This window comes from Blautia stercoris (genome assembly GCF_054657695.1).
This window is the reverse complement of the sequence record NZ_BAAHYF010000002.1, coordinates 471,904-488,469: the sequence shown is the minus strand read 5'-3', so window position 1 is coordinate 488,469 and position 16,566 is coordinate 471,904. Positions and strand designations below refer to the sequence as shown.

The following is a 16,566-nucleotide window of genomic DNA, read 5'->3' as shown; positions in this document are numbered from 1 at the left end:
TTCCCAGGATTCCCCCGTTTTTTTCTAAAACCTTTTTGACCCCAACTTTCTATCTCTACTTTAGCATATTTTTTGTTATTTTCCCACTGAAATTTCAGTTTTTTGAGAACTCACAAATTCTTTTTCTCAGTTTCAAAATCATACCCGGAGCAACAGAGAGCTCATCCACTCCCATCTTCATAAATTCATCGGTAAGTTCCAAATCTGCACCTAACTCTCCACAGATTCCAGCCCATTTTCCATATTTATGAGCGTTTTCCACTACCATTCGAATCATCATAAGGATTGCCTTATGATGCGCATTATAGAAATCATCCAGTTTCTCGTTCTGACGGTCAATAGCCAGCGTATACTGAGTCAAATCATTCGTACCAATACTGAAGAAATCTACCATCTGTGCCAGGTCTTCACTAATCATAACTGCCGCCGGAGTTTCAATCATTACTCCCTGTTCCGGTACTTTATACGGAATTTCTGCGGCATCCAGTTCCTGTTTTACTTCTTCCACAATCGCAAAAATCTGCTCTACTTCTTCTGTAGAAGTAATCATTGGATACATAACAGACAGATTGCCATAAACTGCTGCACGCAGCAGTGCACGAAGCTGGGTCTTGAAAATCTCCGGCTGTTTTAAACAGATACGGATTGCACGATAACCAAGTGCCGGATTTTCTTCTTTTCCAAGATTAAAATAATCTACCTGTTTGTCTGCTCCAATATCAAGGGTACGGATAATGACTTTTTTGCCTGCCATCAACTGCAATGCCTGCTTATAGGCATTAAACTGCTCTTCTTCTGTTGGAAAATCTGTTTTTCCAAGATATAAGAATTCACTTCTGAATAACCCGATTCCTTCGGCATCATTTTCCAATACACTGGCAATGTCGCCTACACTTCCGATATTGGCATAAAGATGCACTTTCTTGCCGTCTGCTGTTACGGTTTCTTTTCCTTTTAATTCCTGCAGCAGTTTTAATTTTTCTGCTTCTTCACGCATTTTTGCTTCTGTTTGTTGCTTTACTCCTTCTCCGGGTTCAACAACAAACTTTCCTTCAAATCCGTCTACAACGGCTTCCATTCCGGTTTTCAACTCTTCTAAATCAACCGGAACACCAATCAATGCCGGAATATTCATCATTCTTGCAAGAATTGCCGTATGGGAATTCGTAGAACCATGAACGGTCACAAATCCAAGAATTTTTTCTTTATCCATCTGCACAGTCTCACTTGGAGAAAGGTCATCTGCAACAATGATGGATGGCTCCATTTCACTTAAATCAACAGAAACATCTCCTCTTAAGTTTTGAACCAGACGATTCGAAATATCTTTTACATCTGCTGATCTTGCCTGCATGTATTCATCATCCATACTTGCAAAAATTTCCGCAAAGTTATCACCGGTTACTGCAACCGCATACTCTGCGTTTACCAGTTCTGTCTGTATCATATTCTGAATTGCATCCTGATAATCTTCGTCTTCCAACATCATCTGATGCACTTCAAAAATTGCTGCACTTGCTTCTCCGACTTCTTTTACCGCTTTATCATATAAATGCTGTAACTGTGCCTGTGAATCTGCAACTGCCTGTTTTATCCGTTCTATTTCCAGCTTGGCATCCTCGATTTTTTCACGTTTTACCTGAACATCATTCTTTTTTAATACCGCAATCGGTCCGATTGTCAGACCTCTATACACGGACTTTCCTCTATATTCACGTTCCATTTTCGTTTCCTCTCTTAAAAACGGCCAGATAAAAATCTGACCGCCATTTTTTTATAGATTTTCCTTGAAAAATATTTTTATTTTTATAAGTTTTCTTCGAAAAATGCTTTCATTCCTTCAAATGCTGCCTCTTCGTCGGCACCATCAATTTCTACTCGAACATCCTGTCCGCATTTTACACAAAGTCCCATAACTGCCATCAGTCTTGTCACATCCACTGTTTTTTCCCCTTTACTGATTGTAATGGAACTTTCATATTTCTTTGCCTCTTTTGCAAGAATACTTGCCGGTCTTGCGTGAATTCCCTGTTCATCTTTAATTGTGTAAGTAAATTCTTTCATGGTAATTTCTCCTTTTATTTTTTTATCTTTATATTTTTTTATGCTTCATAAATATCAACTGCGTATAACGGTTCTCCCGCTTTGATTTCTCCGTTTGTAAGCAATCTGACTTTCTGATTATCTTCTAATTCTGTACACAGAATCGGAGAACATAAAGAAGGCGCATTGGCTTTAAGATACTCCAGATCAAGTTCCAGCAATTTATCACCTTTCTTCACTTTCTGTCCATTTTCTACAAAGCAGGTAAACCCTTTTCCATCCAGTTTTACGGTATCAATTCCGATATGCAGCAACATGGAAAGTCCGCTGTCACTCATAAATCCAATTGCATGCTTTGTATCAAAAACAAAAGCAATTTCTCCATCTTCCGGAGCAACAACTACAGGATTTGTCGGTGTTACCACCGCTCCGTCTCCCATCATTTTTCCTGCGAATGCATCATCCGGAGCATTTGCCAGGTCATCTGCAATTCCGGTAATCGGGCTGGAAACGATAATCGTTTCTTTTACTTTTCCAGTCTGTTTTTCTTCTGTTTTCTCTTCTGTTTTTGAATCGGCTGTTTCTTCCATTGTATGAAGTTCTTCATCCGGAGCTGTTTCCAGATAATCTTCAAAGTTTGATTTAATTACAGTAACTTTTGGTCCGTAGATAATCTGCACACCATTTCCTTTATGAACCACACCGGATGCTCCCGTTGCTTTTAAGATTGCATCATTTACCAGCTCTGATTTAAGCACGGTACAACGAAGTCTGGTTGCACAGCAATCTACGTCAGAAATATTTTTCTTACCACCAAGACCTCTTAAGATTCCTTCGGAAACCTGGTCCTCTGCAGATGCACTTTTTTCTCCTTCTTTTCTGGCATTGACATCTGCTCTTGTGTAGAGTTTTACTTCTTCTGCATCATCTCTACCCGGAGTTTTTAAATCTAATTTTTTAATCAGGAAACTGAACAGCACATAATAAACAATGAAGTATACCACTCCGACAACTACAATCCAAATCCAGTTTGTCTTTTTATTTCCCTGTAAAATACCAAATAAGAATAAATCAATAAATCCACCGGAGAATGTCATTCCTACTCCGACTTTTAAGATATGCATCAGCATATAAGCAAGTCCGGCAAATACACAGTGAATTCCGTATAATAATGGTGCTACGAACAAGAATGTAAATTCAAGTGGCTCTGTAATACCTGTCAGCATAGAAGTTAAAGCTGCAGATAAAAGCAGACCTTCTACCGCTTTTCTTTTTTCCGGTTTTGCAGTACGATACATGGCAAATGCAGCTCCCGGAAGACCAAAAATCATAAGTGGGAACTTACCTGACATAAATCTTGTAGCAGATACCGCAAAATGTTCTACACTCGGATCAGATAACTGTGCAAAGAAGATATTCTGAGCACCTTCTATCATCTGTCCGCCTACTTCTAAGGTACCACCAACTGCTGTCTGCCAGAACGGAAGATAAAATACGTGATGAAGACCAAACGGAATTAAGAGACGTTCCATAAATCCATAGACCCAGGTACCGGCATAACCGGAACGAAGTACTAAATCTCCAACTGCATAAATTCCGGCCTGAATGGTCGGCCATATAAAAAACATTGCAATACCAACCACTACATAGACAAGCCCTGAAATAATCGGCACGAATCTGGTTCCTCCAAAGAAGGATAATACCTGAGGCAGCTCAATTTTATAAAAACGATTGTGAAGCGCTGCAACACCAAGTCCGACAATAATACCTCCAAATACACCCATCTGTAAGGAAGTGATTCCACATACATCTGTAGTTGCACCGGAAAGCATAGCTTCTGCTCCGCCATTAATATCAATTAATGCTCCAATAGATGCATGCATGATGAAAAATGCGATTACCGCTGAAAGTGCGGCAACTTCTTTTTCTTTCTTTGCCATTCCGATTGCAACTCCCATTGCAAATATAATCGGAAGATTCGTAAAAATAATATTTCCTGCGGCATTCATAATCTGTAAAACCTGATTGATTATGGTGCCAGGTCCCATTACATTTAATAAGCCATATGCTTTCAACATGGTCTCATTTGTAAAAGAACCACCAAGTCCCAGTAACAGACCGGCTACCGGAAGGATTGCGATTGGAAGCATAAAAGAACGTCCAACTCTCTGCAAAATCCCAAAAATCTTGTCTTTCATAATTTTCTCCTCTTTTCTTTTTTTTAGTATATCCGCTTTTGAGTTTTTATATAGGTAAGTCTTTTTTAGCCGGCTGTTTTCCACAAAGCTTTTTATGGAATAAAAAAAGGCACTAACCCTACACAAATATCTCAAAAAAATATTTATGCACAGTTAATGCCTGCTTACTCAGTAACACACTATGACTGAAATTATTTATATCACAATTCAGATAAAAAGTCAACTACTATTTTTTAACTACCGGAAAACATAATCTCATCCGATAGGTATTTTCTGAAATTCTTGCTTCTGCATATCCATTCATTTGTTTCATCATGAGATCAATATTCTTTAGACCAATGCCTGTTCCTTTTACATAGGGATTCGGTTTAACAATCTCATTTTGAAATTCAAGCCCTATATGTGCAGGAGTGTAAATTATTTTCAAGTAAACCGGCTTATCCCTCATCGCATATTTTTCTACATTTGATATTAAGTTATTCATAATTCTACCAAAATAATTTGTATTAATCCGAACTTTAACCGGATGCCAGTAAACATCTTCAACGTCTATTTTAAAATTATTACACTCAAGAAATGCACAAAATTCTGATAAATAATCTTCAAACGCACTTTTTGCTATTTCCGGTTCTTCCAATTCCATATTTGTCTCATTACTTACAAGAAAATATTCAAATAGCTGGTCAGAAACAGAGCGTAACTGTTCCGCCTTATCAAATGCTTTGGAGGCATATTCTCCCGCAGGTTTTCCTTCTTTTTCCATTTTTTTAATAATTTCAAGATAAGAAAATAGACCCGTAAGAGGAGTTCTCATGTCATGTGCCATTCCCAGAACCAGTGCATCCTGAGCTTCTTTCATTTTCTCCTGTGTTTTCTTTTGTTCTAATAGCTGATTTCTCATAGTATCAATCCCAACAGCAAGCTGGCAGATTTCATCCTGACCGTCAATTGAAACTTTTTCGCCTAATTCTCCACTTCCTATTTTCTTAACTTTTTGTTCCAAATATTGAATATTTTTAATTTCATCTTGAAGTTCGCTCCCAAAAATCAAAATACAAATTACAATACTGATAAAAATAGAAGCACCGGAAATCATATCATAATATTTATCTGCAAATCCATCATAGACGTATAGATTTGCCTGTCCATCCGCAAAATTTATTGAATAAAGATAATTAAATGTATTATTTTTAATCGAGCCCGGAAAAATATCTTCTTCGTATCGATTATCAAAATAAATCTTTGTTCCCTTTGATATGATAAATTCTCGAACATTTTTCTTTTTTATCCAACTTCGGATTTTTTTACTATCTGTAATTTTTAATTGATTTTCATCAATATATTCCTGAAATTCTTCAACTTTTTTCTGTTCCAGCTTAGAGAAATGCCCACTTGAAAGTAAATACTCCTGAAACATAGAGGTTGCACCTCCACTTAATATCAAAAAAGCCACTACACCAATTATCAGGTCTTTCATCATACGATATAGCATTTTCGAAGTCAGATTTTTCTTAACCATTTTTTTCAAAACGATACCCCTTTCCCCATACCGATACAATTCTCTTCGGATTTTGAGGGTCTTGTTCTATTTTTTTCCTTAACCGCCTGATATGTACCATCACTGTATTTCCAGATGTATACAGATATGGTACATCCCATACACTTTCATACAGATTCTGAACAGAAAATATCTTTCCAGAATTTTTCATCAGAAGTAGTAAAATTTTATATTCTATTTCCGTCAGACTGATTTCCCTTCCGTTTAAATACACAATATTGGTCCGCATATTAATACGAATATTTTTCCATTCAATCCATTCTTCTGTTTCTTCTTGTTCCTGCTTTTCTACTCCGGCTTTATCATATATCAGATGTCTGCGCAAAAGTGCTTTTACTCTTGCAAGCAATTCTGCATAAGAAAAAGGTTTTACAAGATAATCATCTCCTCCAGACATCAATCCTAGAAGCTTATCAGATTCCTTATCTTTTGCAGTCAAAAACAAAACCGGAATATTACTTTTCTTTCGAATTTCCTCACAAGTTTTATACCCAGAAATTCCCGGCATCATTACATCAAGGATTACCAGATGAATATCTGCACTTAATTTTCTTAAACCTTCAAATCCATCTACTGCTTCCTCAACATGAAAGTTTTCTCCTTCCATTAAAATACGAACTCCTTCTCGAATATCAGGGTCATCTTCTATCACTAAAATATTTTGAATATTCATAGAAACCTCACAATCAATTTATTCATTTAGCTTTTTTTCTTTTCCATTGATTTCAATGCAATTATAATCACGATTATAAATCCTATCATTGCAGGAAGTCCAGTTTCTATGTCATCCGAGCCTATAATACCTGTAATCCAGCGATACTCTCTAACCGGTGTATATGTCCAAAATGCCGGAAATCCCTGATTTACAGATACATGAAGAATATCAAGGTCTCCAGAGATAATATTATAAACACCATGAAACACAACCCCTGACCAGATAGAACCCGTTTCCAGAACAATTAAAGCAAACGCAATTCCAACAATCGTAATTGCTACAAGTAGCGAAATTACATTATACAAATTAGAGGTATCTATATTCACCAAATGCATTAATGCAAATAAAAACGCCGAGCCGATTACTGCACGTTTAGAACCCCATGCCTTTTTCAGTGAGCTAAAGATTAATCCTCGAAATACCACTTCTTCAGTTATGCCAGCACGTGGTCCACCAGAAAGTATTGTATTACTCACTGCTCCTATTACAGATTCTCTTGAAAAATCTCCCTTTCCAAAAGTTCCCTTTGTCAAAAAAATGCAGCAACATAAAACCCCTGTTGATAATAGAAGTGCAATTATTGTCCATTTCACACTTGGAGCCGGCCTGCATACATAAATATCTGACCATTGCTCTTTCAAAACATACTTATTGTATAAATATACAAAAAATAATACCGCAAAAATATCCAGACTCACATAAATAAATTCCTCTAATAAAACAGGCATATCATACCGGGTTTCATAAAGACCAAAGCGTTGTGAAAAAAATAAAATCAAATATCCCAGAGGGATTGTCATAAAATATTTGAGTTTCATAAATAAAATATCTCCTTCTTTCCTGATATATTTTTAATTCTTTATCTGAACAATTCAAATTTTAATATTTAAATCTTACAAATCATCTTAACTATTTTCTTAACAAACCTTAATTTTCAAGCCATCCTTCACCATATTAAAACTTTATTTTACGTATTGCAATGATTACTAAGCAAACACAAAAAGACGGGTACAAATGGCTTTTGATTCCACCTGTACTCGTCTCTTTTTAACCTCAATTCACAATTCGATAATACTCTTTCGCAGTCACCCCATACACAATCGCATAGAACACCGCAAACACCACCACACTCACAGCCGTACATTCTGCAAACAGCGTTTCATTTGCCAGATTCAGCACCGCCAGCAGTTTGGTCATAACAGGAAATGCAACTGCTACATGTAAGATTGCAACGCCAAGTGGCAAAAAGAACACGCTCAACACCTGACTGTGGATTGCACGTTTGACTTCTCGTTTGCTCATTCCCACTTTCTGCATAATCTTAAAGCGTTCTTTATCGTCATAGCCTTCTGAAATTTGTTTGTAATAAATAATCAACACCGTTGCAATCACAAACATCATTCCAAGATAGATTCCAATAAAGAAGAATGAACCATACAAACTATAGAAAGACTTTTCACTTAAAATCCGGCTTTCAAAATTAATGTTGGTATTTTCTCCGAATTTTATCTGCATTGCTTCTAAGGCTTGTTTGCAGGATTTTTTATCACCTTTTAAATCAAATCCAATCGAATAAGAAACATCTGTCATCGCTTTTGCAGATTCTTCTTCCTGTCCATTTTTTAATGCCAGTTTTTTTGTCTCTTCGGAAAATCGGTGTATTTGTTCCAGATTTGGAAGAATCACATAAAATGTTCCATAAGTACCGGCTTTATTTTTGGGTTCTGCTTTCAGCGTTTTTAATTCTTTCTGGATTTGATAAGTTGTTCCATTTATCGTAATCTGAGATGCACCATAAGTTCTATCTGTGCAATATACTAATGCCTCATCTTTATTTAAAGAAACATTCTGGTGTTCCATCTGATTATATTCATCCACCGGAATTAAAGTCATCCCACAAATCCCAAAAACGGAAAAATCAGATGCCGGTCTTAAGGTAAAGGAAGTTCCTTTTGATTCTGCCATAAGAACTGCCCCATGATAGGTAATCTCAGAAGTTTCTGTCACACCTGCTTTTTCTGCTTCATCCTTTATTATCTGTCTTACCTGTTGTTCCGTCTCTTCATTTGTTGAAAGAATCTCAACCTTTGCCGGACTTGGAAATCTTACGGAAAGAATATTATTCATTCCCATATATAAAGATACCGTCATGGAAATTAGTACAAGCACCATCGTACTTAAAATACAGATATTTGCAAGTCCGACTGCGTTTTGTTTCATTCGATAAATCATTCCCGAAACTGTCGTAAAATGATTTGCTTTGTAATAATATCTCTTATTTCTGCGAAGCAGTTTCAAAAATGCAATGCTTCCTGCAGTAAACAGCGCATACGTTCCAATAATAACAAGAATTGCCGCTACAAAAAATACCCCAAGTGCCGCAAGCGGGTCTTTTGTGGTAAGCGCCAGGTAATATCCTGCCGAGAGGGTTGCCACTCCAAACAGTGCCATCAGCCATTTTGTCTTTGGTTCTCGTTCTCCTGCATTTCCTCCATGAAGAAGTTCCACCGGATTAGACAGACGAATCTGAATGATATTATAGAAATAAGTCAGTAAAAAGATTGCACCAAATACCACAAGAGTATCCACTAATGCCGGCTTTGAAAATGCAATGTTTAAGCTTGCATTTCGATGCAGAATTTTTAAAAACAGCAGATACATCAAGCGATTAAACAGACTGCCCAGTCCAATTCCACCTAAAATACTGATACCGCCAATCAACAGACTTTCAATTCCCATCATTTTTGCAATGTGGAATTTTCCCATTCCAAGAATGTTATAGACACCGATTTCTTTTTTTCTTCGCTTAATCAAAAAGCTGTTTGTATAAAATAAAAAGATAACGGAGAAAATCACCATAATTCCGGCTGCATACTGAAGGCAGACCTGCATCGTTCCTTCTCCCGCGATTTCTTTTATTCTGCCCAAAGTATCAATCATAAAAAACATCATAATACTTAAAATCGCAGTTAGCATATAGGGCACGTAAGTTCTGCGATTATTTTTTAAGTTCGTTACTGCCAGACGAAGATAGAGTCTCAATGCATTTCACCCCCTGTTGTAAGTACCGTAAGCGTTGCCGAAATCTTATGGTACATCTCTTCATTTGTCATATTTCCACGATACAGCTGATGAAAGACTTCACCATCTTTGATAAATAACACTCGACTTGCACTGCTCGCTGCTTTCACGCTGTGCGTTACCATGACGATCGTCTGACCATCCATGTTAATTGTATGAAATAAATGCATCAGGCTGTCTGCTGCCTTAGAATCCAATGCTCCCGAGGGTTCATCCGCTAAAATCAACTGCGGTTTTGTGATTAACGCACGTGCAATCGCAGCTCTCTGTTTCTGTCCGCCAGATACTTCATAGGGATATTTTTCCAACAACATTGTAATTCCAAGTTTCTCTGCTATCGTAGCAAGCCGTCTTTCCATTTCCTGATACTTCTTTCCGGAAAGCACCAGTGGAAGAAAAATATTATCTTTCAAAGAAAACGTATCTAACAAATTAAAATCCTGAAAAACAAATCCCAGATTTTCTCTGCGAAAGGCTGAGATTTCTTTCTCACGAAGCCCTCCCAAATCACTTCCTTTTAAATAAATTTTTCCCTGCGTCGGCTTGTCCAGTGCCGCTAAAATATTTAACAGCGTCGTTTTTCCAGAACCGGACTCACCCATAATCGCTACATATTCTCCCTCTTCCACGGAAAACGTTACATTTTTTAGTGCTTCTACCTGATTCTTTCCAAATCGGGTGGTATATATTTTCTTCACATTCTTTACATCCAGTAATGCCATTTTTTCTCATCCTCTCTTGTTTTGTTCGTCTTTATTTCTTTACCTTACAATGCTTATTATAAAAAAAGAGAAAATGTATTACCATTGAATCAGGTTACATTTTCTCTTTGAATCTTACATTGTTGTAAGTTTAAAATTTCACTGTAAAACTAAATTTTTTATTCTTCATAATTTTGTCATACACATTAAAATAAATCAATACTTTTTTAATTTGACCATACATCACCAAATTAGTATAATAAATTTATAGAAAATAAACATCCAAAAGGGGGATTTATTTCCCTGTGATATATCTTTATTTTTTATTTTTTTATTCCGGATGCAGTTCTTCTCTTGCCAGTCCCAAAAATACCTGTGTTCCCACACCCACTTTGGATTCTATCCGAATCTGATGCCGTAACCGTCCCATCACTTTCTTACAAAGATACAGCCCGATTCCGGTGGATTTTTTATCTGCCCTGCCGTTATATCCGGTAAATCCCCGCTCAAATACTCGTGGCAAATCTTCTTCCCAGATTCCAATTCCATTATCCTCAATCACAAGCCATAACTGATTGGATTCCTGTTTTGTAAAAATCTGAATCGTTCCACCTTTTTCGGTGTATTTTAACGCATTCGATAAAATCTGTTCGATTACGAAACACAGCCATTTTTTATCTGTAATTACATTCTGATTCACCGCCTGATATTCCAGCTGAATTTTCTTTAGGATAAACATCTGGGAATATTTGCGAATACTTGCCCGAATTAAATCATCAAGCGGATAATGCTCAAATTTCAAATCCGAAGCCATATCTTCCATTCTAAGATACGTCAGCACCATTTCCACATACTGTTCAATCCGAAACAATTCCGCTTTTAATTCCCGTAGTTTTTTCTCTTCTGGATACTCCTCTTCCATCGTTTGTAACAGCATCCGCATTGCAGATATTGGTGTCTTAATCTGGTGCACCCACATCCCATAATAATCCTGCATTTCCTGTCTGAAAATCAATTCTTCGGATTTTAATTTTCTTCGGATTTCTTCTAATTTATCAAGCAAATCCTGATAATCATTTTCAATTAAAGTATCCGGTTCCGGCAAATCCAGAAGCGCATCCTGCATATTTTTCTCTACTAAAACAAGCTCTTTATGCCTCTTATAAAACTCGCAAAAATCAATGAAAAATAAAATTCCAGCCAGTACAAGAACCAGCAAAAAACCATAATTCAACACATCAGATGGAAGATTATAGAGGAAAAATACAAATTTCAAAAGTGCCAGCGTTATTATATAAAGCAAAATTTCCCTTGCCCGCTCTTTTAAAAATCCTGCAAATATTCTCATTTTGCCACCATATATCCAATTCCTTTTTTGGTCTGAATCACTTCTTTTAGACCAATCTGTTCGAGTTTTTTACGGAGTCTTGTCATGTTTACAGTCAGAGTATTATCGTCAATAAACTCATCACTTTCCCACAGTCTTGTAATGAGCGCATCTCTCGATACAATCTTTCCGGCATGTTCTAACAACATCTGAAACAGGCGAAATTCATTTTTTGTTAATTCCATTTTGTTCTTCTGATACTCAATCGTTGCATCGGCAAGATTTAAGTATGCCCCGTGCCATTGCATCACATCGACACTGCCCTGAAATTCATACGTCCGTCTGAGCACTGCCTGTACTTTTGCCGTCACCACATTTAAATCAAACGGTTTTTCAATAAATTCATCTCCACCCATGTTCATTGCCATTACAATATTCATGCTCTCGTTAGCCGAAGAAATGAACAGAACCGGCACCTTCGATACTTTTCTGATTTCCTGACACCAGTGAAATCCATTGAAAAATGGCAGAACCAAATCTAAAAGCACAAGCTGTGGCTCAAATTTTAAAAACGTATCCATTACATTTTTAAAATCCGTCACACCCTCCACCTGATAATCCCATTTTTCAAAGTGTGTTTTTAGCCCATCTGCAATTACAACATCGTCTTCTACGATTAATATTTTATACATAATGTCCTCATTTATTATAATTCAAACGCTTCCATATCATCCGGCACATAGAGATTTCCATGATAATAGGCTTTTCCTTCTTCGGTATAAAGTACCTTTCTCTCTTTGATATTTTTATCTTCGGTATGATATAAAATCAGATTTTCCACCCCTAATTTTTCTGCCAGCTCACAGGCATCTTTTACGGTAGAGTGATTTTTTTCATACGGATGGAAGGTATCTCGCTGTCCATACAGGCAAAATGCTTCATGAAGCAGCCATTTACTTTGTCTTGCGTATTTTTCTTCCCAATCGCAGTATGGTTCATCTCCACAGCAGGTCAGTTTCTGTCCTTCTTCTAATTCCATGCAGAAACCAAACTGTTTTGCTTTTGTGGAATGAATATCAAAGAACGTCACTTTCTTTCCAATGATTTCTTTTTCTTCTCCATCTGTAACCACCACCAGATGCACTCGTTTTCCGATAAAATCGGTCTGTTTTTTCTGAAGCAGTTTCTCTGAAAGTTCCTGAATTAAAGAAATCACTTCCTCATGTCCGTAAATATATGCATCGCCTTCATAAGCACCTTTCTGCATATTTTGGCAGATAATACGAGTCATCCATACAATTCCCAAAATGTGGTCGATGTGTTTATGGGTCACAAAGATATGGTGAATATCTGCAATAGAAATCTTAGCGTCTTTTAAGCGTTTTAAAATTTCACTTCCGCCGCCGCCATCAACCAGCAGATATTGGTTTTCATTTTCTATCACAAAACAGGTATTATAAACCTCTGTTACCAGTGCATTTCCGGTTCCAAGCATTGTTAATCTCATTGTTTTTTTCCTTTCTGTCTTACCTATCATTCTCAAATACTGTCTGCTGTTTTAATTCCCGATGCACTTTCTTTCTTACAAAATAAAAGCAGACCGCCTGCATCAAAATAGTCAGCATCCAGGATGCCGGATAGGAAACAAACAAAATTTTTAAAGAACGATGGGATGGGAAAATCCCAAAAATCCATACAATTCTTGTTCCAACGGTACCAATAATGGATAAAATCATCGGCACAGCAGACGCTCCCATTCCTCGAAGTGCTCCTGGGAATAAATCCATCACTCCGCATAAGAAATAGGTCACCGTTGTCAATGCTAAAATCTCCATACCACAGCCAATAACCTCCGGGTCCGTCGTATAAATTTTCAGGATTTCTCCACCAAATGCATAAGCGCCGCATCCAAATACCAGTGACACTCCCACACTTAAAATAACACAGTCCATCATAACCCGATCCATTCGTTTTGGTTTATTTACACCATAATTCTGACTTGTAAAACTCATACACGCCTGTGTCACCGCATTGATTGACGCATATAAAAATCCCAGAATATTATTTGCCGCCGTATATCCGGCCATCGCTGTTGAACCAAATGAGTTTACGGAAGACTGCAAAAGTGCATTGGAAAAATTAATGACCGTACTTTGCACCCCTGCAGGAATTCCAACCTGAAAAATCTGTTTCAGATACTCTTTTTTCATTCTTAATTTTGAAAAACGAAGCTGATAACTTCCTTCTGTTTTATAAAGGCACCACAGCACTAAAACGCAGGAAATCAGCTGTGAAATCACTGTCGCAATCGCAACACCTGCCACTCCCATGTCGAATACAATGACTAAAATCATGTTAAGAATTGCATTGGTAACCCCTGAAATAATCAAAAACATCAACGGACGTTTGGTATCTCCAACAGCTCTTAAAATAGCTGCTCCATAGTTATAAAGCATGAAAAATGGCATACCTAAGAAATAGATTTTCATATACAGACTCGACTGGTCTATGACATCCGCCGGTGTCCCCATCAGTTCCAGCGCCCACCTTGAAAAAAGCAGTCCGACTATCGCCATTGCAATTCCACTAATCAACGCCAACAATATCGAAGTATGTACTGTTTCTGACATTTCTTTTTGTCGCCCTGAGGCATAAAAACGTGCAGCCAACACATTTGCCCCAAGTGATACTCCAATAAATAAATTCGTAAACACATTAATCAATGCCGTCGTTGAACCGACCGCCGCAAGGGCGGAACTTCCACTAAACCTTCCTACCACAACAATATCCACCGCATTGAACATCAACTGTAAGATTCCGGAAAGCATAAGTGGAAGAGAAAATGAAATCAATTTGTCCATAATCGAGCCATTGCACATATCAATTTCATATTTATTTTGTTTCATTTTTATCTCCATCTCCCGTCTTTTTTTACTTCTCTTTATCAGTATACTATACAAAAAATTGCAATACAATGGAGAAAAAATCAAAAAATCAGGTAGGAAAATTCCTGCCTGATTCTTTGACTACTTATTCAATTTAATCACAATATCTCCGTCATCTGCCTGTAATTTCAGATTGCCATCTTTTCCACTTCTTTGATAACTGCTTTCATCCACATCTTCTTCATGAAGCTTTCCTTCAAGAAAATCCGGTACCTCAATATCGCCAAGACTTGTAGATGCATCAAATCCAAGTGCTAAAAGCTGTTCTTTTTTTGCTTCAATATCGATATCTCCCAAGCTGCTGGAAATGGAATTTTCACCAGTAAACTCACTATCTTTTGCAACGAAATCACCATCGGAAAGTTCAAAGTTACAAGCTCTTATCTTAGAATCATAAGTTTTCACATCACCTAAAGAAGCTGAAACAGCAACCTCTTTTAATGTGCTGTTCTTAATAAAAATATCTCCATCACCTGATGAAACTGTTCCACTTTCAAAGCAGACATGATTCAGCAAAATATTACCCAAAGCACTATTTAGCGTTGCATTTTGAAATTTTGCATTCTCCGGAACATATAATGTTACAACATTTTCATCCGTCGTAAAGTCTTTGTCTTTTGACAGGAATGCTGTAAGAAATCCAATATCTATATGTGTATAAGAATTGGAGTCTGAATCTTCTTTAAGCGTAAGAATTTTATTTTTCACATCATAAGAAACCGGTTCTTTTTCCTTTGAATCTGAAGTCGTATAACTGATATAATACGAATCATCATCAGAAGATACAATCTGCAAGTTTAAAGAAGAAAGATCCACGTTTAATGTGCTATAATCATCTATCTTTGTTTTTTCTAATCCATAAGTTGAATCTTCTTTTGTTGCCGAACCTTTCCATTGGTTTAAATCAGCGGCAAGCACATAATTTTTTCCTCCGTTCAAAAATCCAACTGCAAAGAGAAGTGCTCCTGCCACAACGCATCCCGCACCTGCTGCAAGACAATTTTTAATCCATATTTTCATGAATCCTTCCTCCTTTTCCAAATCTCTTTGAACGTCCTGAAACCCATTTTGCCAGTTTCACGAATAATAACCCAATCCCTTTTGCAAGCACAACACCAAGAATAATGCTAAGTATTCCAAGACCAACCACGAAAAGTCCGCTTCCACTTATGATTGCAAATCCTGGTACGGAAAACGGAATTGCTAAAATTCCCCGGATAAATAGTTTTGCTCCGACTAAAAAGAAACAAAATGCAAAAATAAAAATACATAGTACTATGACTCCAAGACAAATTACCAATGATAATACGACTGCAAGGAAAGCAATTGCAAGCGGTGCACCAATCGGTGCCGCACAAATTGCAAGGCAGGCTATCCAAAAGAGACTCCATTTCGATGACTTTTTGGTTGTTTCGGATTCCGACACCTGCTCCTCTAACTTCCTATCCAGAAGATTAGAAATCAAGTCTCTTGCTGCTTCTTTTGGAGTTCCAAGTTCGTTCATTAACTCCTTTGCGCCCTCTTCGTCTGTCTCTTCAAAATATTCTGTGAAATACTCCATCGCATCTTCATAATCCTGCGAAGAAAGTTTTTTCAAATATTTTTGTAACTGTTTTAAATACTCTTCTTTACTCAACTTCGAATCCTCCCCTCTATAATTCCGTCAATTGTATCGCAATAGGCAATCCACTCATGACTAAGATATTCGATTTGCTCTTTTCCACTTTCGGTAATCGAATAATACTTTCGTTTTCTTCCCTGAAACTCCTGTGAATACGTGGTAAGAAATCCTGCCTTTTCAAGTTTTTTCAAAATCGGATAAAGCGTTGATTCCTTAATATCCGCCACCAGTTTAATTGTCTGACTGATTTCGTATCCATAAGAGTCCTGAGTTTCCACAATTGTCAGAATCAGATATTCAATCAATAAAGCAGAAACCGGAAAATACATGCAATCATCTCCTTTTTTAATATGTAAAATATTTATATATATAAATTT

15 protein-coding genes are annotated in these 16,566 nt (G+C 37.0%); all 15 read right to left on the bottom strand.

The annotated features are described in order from the left end of the window. Positions 1-94: 94 nt before the first annotated feature. The 15 genes from ptsP to ACYQ2D_RS11960 all read right to left on the bottom strand — a co-directional run bounded on the left by ptsP (position 95) and on the right by ACYQ2D_RS11960 (position 16,518). The gene (ptsP, locus tag ACYQ2D_RS12030) at positions 95-1,723 is read right to left on the bottom strand and encodes a phosphoenolpyruvate--protein phosphotransferase (RefSeq protein ID WP_117456550.1); all 1,629 of its coding nucleotides are present in this window, start codon (positions 1,721-1,723) and stop codon (positions 95-97) included. A gap of 83 nt (positions 1,724-1,806) precedes the next feature. Continuing rightward, on the bottom strand, positions 1,807-2,064 hold the full coding sequence (locus tag ACYQ2D_RS12025; protein ID WP_117456549.1) for an HPr family phosphocarrier protein: 258 nt from the start codon (positions 2,062-2,064) through the stop codon (positions 1,807-1,809). Between the two features lie 38 nt (positions 2,065-2,102). Then, the gene (locus ACYQ2D_RS12020; protein ID WP_459785580.1) at positions 2,103-4,241 is read right to left on the bottom strand and encodes a PTS sugar transporter subunit IIABC; all 2,139 of its coding nucleotides are present in this window, start codon (positions 4,239-4,241) and stop codon (positions 2,103-2,105) included. Between the two features lie 226 nt (positions 4,242-4,467). Further along, complete coding sequence (locus ACYQ2D_RS12015; RefSeq protein WP_459786180.1) at positions 4,468-5,760, bottom strand: HAMP domain-containing sensor histidine kinase; 1,293 nt, start codon at positions 5,758-5,760, stop codon at positions 4,468-4,470. Then, positions 5,753-6,472 (bottom strand): response regulator transcription factor, encoded by a 720-nt coding sequence (locus ACYQ2D_RS12010; protein WP_459785579.1) that lies wholly within the window; start codon positions 6,470-6,472, stop codon positions 5,753-5,755. Before ACYQ2D_RS12010 ends, ACYQ2D_RS12015 begins: the two co-directional genes overlap by 8 nt. Positions 6,473-6,498: 26 nt before the next feature. Beyond that, entirely contained in the window at positions 6,499-7,332 is an 834-nt protein-coding gene (locus tag ACYQ2D_RS12005; RefSeq protein ID WP_459785578.1) for a CPBP family intramembrane glutamic endopeptidase, read from the bottom strand. A 235-nt stretch (positions 7,333-7,567) separates the two neighbouring features. Next, positions 7,568-9,556 (bottom strand): FtsX-like permease family protein, encoded by a 1,989-nt coding sequence (locus ACYQ2D_RS12000; protein ID WP_459785577.1) that lies wholly within the window; start codon positions 9,554-9,556, stop codon positions 7,568-7,570. Then, complete coding sequence (locus tag ACYQ2D_RS11995; RefSeq protein ID WP_022304020.1) at positions 9,553-10,317, bottom strand: ABC transporter ATP-binding protein; 765 nt, start codon at positions 10,315-10,317, stop codon at positions 9,553-9,555. The genes ACYQ2D_RS12000 and ACYQ2D_RS11995 overlap by 4 nt, the downstream gene beginning before the upstream one ends. A gap of 310 nt (positions 10,318-10,627) precedes the next feature. Then, positions 10,628-11,644: a sensor histidine kinase gene (locus ACYQ2D_RS11990; protein ID WP_459785576.1), complete on the bottom strand. Its 1,017-nt coding sequence runs from the start codon at positions 11,642-11,644 to the stop codon at positions 10,628-10,630. Then, entirely contained in the window at positions 11,641-12,315 is a 675-nt protein-coding gene (locus tag ACYQ2D_RS11985) for a response regulator transcription factor (RefSeq protein WP_459785575.1), read from the bottom strand. Before ACYQ2D_RS11985 ends, ACYQ2D_RS11990 begins: the two co-directional genes overlap by 4 nt. A gap of 14 nt (positions 12,316-12,329) precedes the next feature. Continuing rightward, the gene (locus tag ACYQ2D_RS11980) at positions 12,330-13,130 is read right to left on the bottom strand and encodes an MBL fold metallo-hydrolase (RefSeq protein WP_459785574.1); all 801 of its coding nucleotides are present in this window, start codon (positions 13,128-13,130) and stop codon (positions 12,330-12,332) included. A gap of 19 nt (positions 13,131-13,149) precedes the next feature. After that, positions 13,150-14,529 (bottom strand): MATE family efflux transporter, encoded by a 1,380-nt coding sequence (locus ACYQ2D_RS11975; RefSeq protein WP_459785572.1) that lies wholly within the window; start codon positions 14,527-14,529, stop codon positions 13,150-13,152. Positions 14,530-14,649: 120 nt separating this feature from the next. After that, positions 14,650-15,588 (bottom strand): DUF4097 family beta strand repeat-containing protein, encoded by a 939-nt coding sequence (locus ACYQ2D_RS11970; RefSeq protein ID WP_459785571.1) that lies wholly within the window; start codon positions 15,586-15,588, stop codon positions 14,650-14,652. Further along, positions 15,572-16,204, bottom strand: coding sequence for a DUF1700 domain-containing protein (locus ACYQ2D_RS11965; RefSeq protein ID WP_459785569.1), 633 nt, complete (start codon positions 16,202-16,204; stop codon positions 15,572-15,574). The genes ACYQ2D_RS11970 and ACYQ2D_RS11965 overlap by 17 nt, the downstream gene beginning before the upstream one ends. After that, entirely contained in the window at positions 16,201-16,518 is a 318-nt protein-coding gene (locus tag ACYQ2D_RS11960) for a PadR family transcriptional regulator (RefSeq protein WP_187558975.1), read from the bottom strand. Before ACYQ2D_RS11960 ends, ACYQ2D_RS11965 begins: the two co-directional genes overlap by 4 nt. Positions 16,519-16,566: the final 48 nt, after the last annotated feature.

Bases quoted from the DNA above. Each gene is read 5' to 3' on its own strand.
- ptsP (WP_117456550.1), bottom strand. From the start codon at position 1,723: ATGGAACGTGAATATAGAGGAAAGTCCGTGTATAGAGGTCTGACAATC.
- ACYQ2D_RS12025 (WP_117456549.1), bottom strand. From the start codon at position 2,064: ATGAAAGAATTTACTTACACAATTAAAGATGAACAGGGAATTCACGCA.
- ACYQ2D_RS12020 (WP_459785580.1), bottom strand. From the start codon at position 4,241: ATGAAAGACAAGATTTTTGGGATTTTGCAGAGAGTTGGACGTTCTTTT.
- ACYQ2D_RS12015 (WP_459786180.1), bottom strand. From the start codon at position 5,760: ATGGTTAAGAAAAATCTGACTTCGAAAATGCTATATCGTATGATGAAA.
- ACYQ2D_RS12010 (WP_459785579.1), bottom strand. From the start codon at position 6,472: ATGAATATTCAAAATATTTTAGTGATAGAAGATGACCCTGATATTCGA.
- ACYQ2D_RS12005 (WP_459785578.1), bottom strand. From the start codon at position 7,332: ATGAAACTCAAATATTTTATGACAATCCCTCTGGGATATTTGATTTTA.
- ACYQ2D_RS11995 (WP_022304020.1), bottom strand. From the start codon at position 10,317: ATGGCATTACTGGATGTAAAGAATGTGAAGAAAATATATACCACCCGA.
- ACYQ2D_RS11990 (WP_459785576.1), bottom strand. From the start codon at position 11,644: ATGAGAATATTTGCAGGATTTTTAAAAGAGCGGGCAAGGGAAATTTTG.
- ACYQ2D_RS11985 (WP_459785575.1), bottom strand. From the start codon at position 12,315: ATGTATAAAATATTAATCGTAGAAGACGATGTTGTAATTGCAGATGGG.
- ACYQ2D_RS11980 (WP_459785574.1), bottom strand. From the start codon at position 13,130: ATGAGATTAACAATGCTTGGAACCGGAAATGCACTGGTAACAGAGGTT.
- ACYQ2D_RS11975 (WP_459785572.1), bottom strand. From the start codon at position 14,529: ATGAAACAAAATAAATATGAAATTGATATGTGCAATGGCTCGATTATG.
- ACYQ2D_RS11970 (WP_459785571.1), bottom strand. From the start codon at position 15,588: ATGAAAATATGGATTAAAAATTGTCTTGCAGCAGGTGCGGGATGCGTT.
- ACYQ2D_RS11960 (WP_187558975.1), bottom strand. From the start codon at position 16,518: ATGTATTTTCCGGTTTCTGCTTTATTGATTGAATATCTGATTCTGACA.